Source organism: Nonomuraea sp. NPDC002799, from assembly GCF_053592075.1.
Map to the genome: position 1 here is coordinate 1 of NZ_JBSFVA010000102.1, position 4,340 is coordinate 4,340.

7 protein-coding genes are annotated in these 4,340 nt (G+C 67.7%); 5 read left to right on the forward strand and 2 right to left on the reverse strand.

The genetic code is table 11. From position 1 onward, the window contains the following. Nucleotides 1-66: 66 nt before the first annotated feature. Nucleotides 67-558, reverse strand: coding sequence for a YtxH domain-containing protein (locus tag ACWD0F_RS51600; protein ID WP_449890426.1), 492 nt, complete (start codon nt 556-558; stop codon nt 67-69). A 157-nt stretch (nt 559-715) separates the two neighbouring features. Between ACWD0F_RS51600 and ACWD0F_RS51605 the strand changes: the two genes are divergently transcribed. Both ACWD0F_RS51605 and ACWD0F_RS51610 read left to right on the forward strand, forming a co-directional pair. After that, a complete protein-coding gene (locus ACWD0F_RS51605) occupies nt 716-1,252 on the forward strand; it encodes a peptidylprolyl isomerase (protein ID WP_449890428.1) in 537 nt (178 codons plus the stop codon). 273 nt (nt 1,253-1,525) lie between these two features. Continuing rightward, nucleotides 1,526-2,395, forward strand: coding sequence for a rhomboid family intramembrane serine protease (locus tag ACWD0F_RS51610; protein ID WP_449890429.1), 870 nt, complete (start codon nt 1,526-1,528; stop codon nt 2,393-2,395). Between the two features lie 36 nt (nt 2,396-2,431). Here the strand turns inward: ACWD0F_RS51610 and ACWD0F_RS51615 are convergent, their stop codons facing one another. Then, nucleotides 2,432-2,677, reverse strand: a complete 246-nt coding sequence (locus tag ACWD0F_RS51615) for a cell division protein CrgA (protein WP_449890431.1) — start codon at nt 2,675-2,677, stop codon at nt 2,432-2,434. A gap of 145 nt (nt 2,678-2,822) precedes the next feature. Here ACWD0F_RS51615 and ACWD0F_RS51620 point away from each other — a divergent pair, with 145 nt between their 5' ends. From ACWD0F_RS51620 to ACWD0F_RS51630, 3 genes are read left to right on the forward strand one after another with little or no spacing between them, the layout of a single operon-like run. Then, the gene (locus ACWD0F_RS51620) at nt 2,823-3,434 is read left to right on the forward strand and encodes a class E sortase (RefSeq protein WP_449890433.1); all 612 of its coding nucleotides are present in this window, start codon (nt 2,823-2,825) and stop codon (nt 3,432-3,434) included. A gap of 1 nt (nt 3,435) precedes the next feature. Beyond that, entirely contained in the window at nt 3,436-3,594 is a 159-nt protein-coding gene (locus ACWD0F_RS51625) for a hypothetical protein (protein ID WP_449890435.1), read from the forward strand. Further along, nucleotides 3,591-4,163, forward strand: a complete 573-nt coding sequence (locus ACWD0F_RS51630; protein WP_449890437.1) for an anthranilate synthase component II — start codon at nt 3,591-3,593, stop codon at nt 4,161-4,163. Before ACWD0F_RS51625 ends, ACWD0F_RS51630 begins: the two co-directional genes overlap by 4 nt. Nucleotides 4,164-4,340 lie beyond the last annotated feature (177 nt).

The following is a 4,340-nucleotide window of genomic DNA, read 5'->3' on the forward strand; positions in this document are numbered from 1 at the left end:
CCCCTCCGGGGGCCCCCCCCCCCCCTCCGGTTCGGGGGCCCGCGCTTCCCTGTGGGATCGGAGCGTCTAGGGAGACGTCCCGTCCGTCCTGCTCGACATGTTGGCCGCCATCCGGTCCGAGGACTCGGACGTGCGTTCCGCCTTCTCATTGACCCATCGCGAGGCATCAGAGGCGGAATCCTTCATGTGCTCGGTCCACTGCTGAGCGTTGCGGCGGTAGAACATGTAACCGATCGCGCCCACCGCGAGTCCGGTCAGCAGTACGAGCGTCGGCCACCGCCGAGAATGCGACGGCTTGGGATCGATCTTCCTGGCCGCCGCGGACAGCATTGAGCTGACCTTGGGTGCGACCTGGTCCTCGAACCCGTGCGCCGCAGACTCCAGCCTCGGGGCCGCCCAGTAACGGGCGTCCTCGAAGCGCTGGGCGGCGACCACTTTGGCCTGATCCGCCACTGGCGCCATACGGTGACCGGCATGAACGGCCTGGGCCTTCACACGGCCCATCCACGTGGCGGGTACCTCTATGGCCACGCGGCGTTTTCTCAGTGTCAGGGACACAACAACCTCCCCTGTCGATGGGGCCCCGAGCCTGACCTTCCCAGGACAAGGCGGCTCAATCATGGCCACTCGTGGGAGGATGGCTCTGGAGGCCGAACGGCCATAGTCCTCAAAACATCACGAATTCGACCCTGTGCATAGAGGGGGGCAGCGTCTCGTGGCTGAGAAGCTGATCGCAAATCTGAAGACCAATCGCGGCGATATCAAGGTAGAACTCTTTCCCAACAGAGCGCCGAAAACGGTGCGAAACTTCGTCGAACTGGCTGAAGGCACCCGCGAATGGACACATCCGGGCACCGGTGAGAAGAGCACGGATCGTTACTACGACGGCACGGTCTTCCACCGGGTGATCTCCGGTTTCATGATCCAGGGCGGTGACCCGCTGGGCCAGGGCGTCGGCGGTCCTGGCTACGAGTTCGACGACGAGATTCACCCCGAACTGTGGTTCAACCGTCCCTACCTGCTGGCCATGGCCAACGCGGGCATCCGCTTCGGCAAGGGCACCAACGGCTCGCAGTTCTTCATCACGGTGGGCCCGACGCCGCACCTCAACGGCAAGCACACCATCTTCGGTGAGGTCGTCGAAGGCAAGGACGTCATCGACGCCATCGCCAAGACCAAGACGGACCGCCGGGACCGTCCGGTGGAGGAGGTCGTCCTGGAGTCGGTCACCTTCGAGCGCGTCCAGGACTGATCGGGGCACGCACTGCTTCGCGGAACGGCGGTCGTGCCTTCGCACGACCGCCGTTCGCGAGCGGCACAAACACCGAGGCCACCCGCCATAGGCCACACCACCGCACAGCTACCGGCACGGGCATCGCACAGCGACCGGCACGGGGACCGCACAACCACTGGCACGGGCATCGCACGGCCACTGGCACGGGCGTCGCACAGCGACCGGCACGGGGACCGCACAGCCGCTGTCAGGGCCACGCGACACGCCGCCGCAAGCCATAGGCTTTCGGTCATGACCAGCCAGCCGCCCAGCCCGCCCCCGCAGCCAGAGCAGCCCGCTGAGGCCGTGCCCACGTGCTACCGGCACCCCGACAGGGAGACCTGGGTCCGCTGCCAGCGCTGTGACCGCCCCATCTGCCCCGACTGCATGCGCGACGCCGCGGTCGGCTTCCAGTGCCCCGAATGCGTGGCAGCGGGCAACAAGGGCGTCCGCCAGGCGAAGTCGACCTTCGGCGGCAGCGTCGTCCGCACGCCGTACGTCACGTACGCCCTGCTGGCCGTCAACATCCTGGTCTTCGGCGCCCAATATCTGCTGAGCGACAGCATCACGCTGGAGCTGGCCATGTGGCCCAACGGCGTGGCCCGGCTCGACGAGTACTACCGGCTGATCACCGCCGCGTTCGTGCACGGCAGTGCCTTCCACATCCTGTTCAACTGCTGGGCCCTCTACGTCGTGGGCCCCTACCTGGAACGCGCCTTCGGCCACGTCCGCTTCTCGGCGATCTACGTGATCAGCGCACTCGGCGGCTCGGTGCTCGGCCTCTGGCTCGACCCGCTCAACCAGCCCACGGTGGGCGCGTCGGGAGCCATCTTCGGCCTCTTCGGCGCCGTGTTCGTGGTCGGCCGCAAGCTCAACATGGACGTGCGCGGCATCGCCGTGCTCATCGCCATCAACCTGGTGATCACCTTCGTGGTCTCCGGCATCAGCTGGACGGGACACGTCGGCGGGCTCATCACGGGATCGCTGCTGGCGGGCGCGCTGGCCTACGCTCCCAAGACCAACAAGCCCCTGTGGCAGGTGCTGACGATCGTGGGAGCGTTGGCCGTGCTAGCCGTGCTCGTGATGGCCAGGACATCGGCGATCTTGAGCGGCGCGAGCTGAACCTTCCCCAGGCTGTGGAAAAGACTGTGGAAAAAACTAACGCCAGCGGGTGGAAAGCACCACACCGAAGATGATGAAAACAAACCCGATCAGCAGGTTCCAGTTCTGGAGGTCGCTGAAGAAGGGCGCCTGCGGGGCGACATAGTAGATCGCGATCCACAGGATGCCGATGATCCATGACACGACCATCGTGGGCGCCAGCCAGCGGGGGCTGACCTTGACCTGCTGGGACCTCTGCGGCGGGGTGTAAACCGCCTTCTTGCGAGCGTTGGACTTGGGCACTGGATAACTCCTGCTGAGGGCCTGGGGCATCCGGATCGTCCGCAGGCTCTTCGTTAAGCGTAGTCGTAGCGTGCCCCAGGATAGTCGCCACGCGCATGACATGGCGATCCCCAGTGGCCGCTTCTGTCCCGAATACGCTGATCCCATGCGGGCCATGCTCCGGGCCGTGGGGGAGACCAGCATCACCGCGGGCCTCATTCTCATGCTGTTCTGCGCCTACCTGCTCTGGGGGACCGGCGCGTACACCCAGAGCCAGCAACTGCTGCTGCGACGCGAGCTGGCGGCCCGGCAGGAGGGGCGCCTGGACCGGATCGACCTGGGCCGGGCCGTCGCCCTGCTGCGCATCCCCAAGCTGGGCCGCGACTACCAGTACGCCGTCGTCGAGGGCGTGGACGCCGAGCACCTGAAGAAGGGGCCGGGGCACTACCCCGACAGCGCCCTGCCGGGCCAGGTCGGCAACTTCGTGGTGTCGGGGCACCGCACCACGTACGCGGCGCCGTTCAACGAGATCGACGAGCTCGAACGGAACGACGAGATCGTCGTGGAGGCCCGCGAGGCGCGCTACACCTACCGCGTGACCTCCCAGGACGTCGTCAGCCCCGACCAGATCGAGGTGCTCGCCCCCGTGCCGGGAAAGCCGGACATCCGCCCCATCCGCGCCTTCATCACGCTGTCCACCTGCCACCCCGAATACTCCGCCGCCGAGCGCCTGATCGTCTACGGCGTGCTCAAGGAGACCGAGCCGAGGAAGGAGTGAGGTGTACGCCTGGTTGTGGCGCAGGCTGCCCGGCAGCACCCGCGCGAAGGCCGTGACGACCGTCGTGCTGGCCGCCGTCGTGGTGGCCGTACTCTGGTATGCCGTGTTCCCGCTACTCGAACCCGTGGTGACGCTGGACGAGGTGACCGTACGATCATGAGCCGCGTGCTGGTCGTGGACAACCACGACAGCTTCGTCCACACCATCGTGCAATATCTCCGCGAACTGGGCGCCGACTGCGACGTCCGGCCCCGCGACGACGTACGCGTGCGCGACGCCGAGGGCTTCGACGGCGTCCTCCTCAGCCCGGGCCCCGGCACCCCGGAGGCGGCCGGCGTGAGCGTGCCCCTGGTGCGCCACGCGGTCGCGCACCACCGGCCGCTGCTCGGCGTCTGCCTCGGCCACCAGGCCATCGCGGTCGCCTGCGGCGCCACCGTGTCGCGCGCGCCCGAGCCCGTCCACGGCAGGACCAGCGCCGTCTCCCACGACGGCAAGAGCGTGTTCGAGGCGCTGCCCTCACCCGTGCGGATGACCCGCTACCACTCGCTGTCCGTGCTGCCGGAAAGTGTCCCCGACGTGCTCGACGTGAGCGCCCGCACCGAGGACGGCATCATCATGGGCCTGCGTCACCGCACGGCGCCCGTCGAGGGCGTCCAGTTCCATCCCGAGTCCGTGTTGTCCGATCACGGCCACCGGCTGCTCGGCAATTGGTTGCGCGGGATCGTGTAACAAACCTCATGTACGCCGCGACGTACAGGTGAGCGTCCCCGCCGTTGCCCCCGAGCGGCGGGGGCGTTTCTCGTGCGCACCCACGCCGGCCCGCGAAGCCGAAGGGCCGCCCAGCTTGTCCGCGAAGCCGAAGGGCCGCCCACTCCCCGCGCGGGGAGTGGGCGGCCCGTCGCCGTG